At 37.5% G+C, this 392-nt stretch carries 1 protein-coding gene; it reads right to left on the reverse strand.

Going from position 1 to position 392, the window contains the following annotated elements; genetic code table 11:
- The coding region (locus tag ACYQ2O_RS12920) for a hypothetical protein (protein ID WP_459796798.1) at positions 1-357 on the reverse strand (357 nt) is incomplete at its 3' end.
- Between the last annotated feature and the right edge of the window lie 35 nt (positions 358-392).

Below are 392 nucleotides of genomic sequence, written 5' to 3' on the forward strand. Positions count from 1 at the left end.
AGGCGCATGGCAGCGTGGACACTTTTCTTTTTTAGATAGTTGAGGTGATGTTTTTCGCCGACGAATAGGTTTAATCGGTTTACCGAGGTCTTCGGAATAATCTAGAATACGTTGATAATCTAAATCATGTACCTTTCTAATGATTGGAAGGTCATCTATTTCCATATGTTTATATGGAAGATTAAGAGGTTCCGATGCTTTTGGAGCACGGGAGTGCTTTAAAAACTGATCACGTTCTTCAATAAGGGAACGCGTTAATTCTCGGTATTTTTCAAGCATTTCCTGTTGTCTGATATTTTCTTTCAGACAATAGTAGATAATTTCAAACTGAGCGTTTATAATAGGGGTATACAACACTTGTCCATTCCTTTCTTGGAAGTAGTTTGGTTGGT

This window comes from Alkalibacterium sp. m-11, assembly GCF_054658155.1.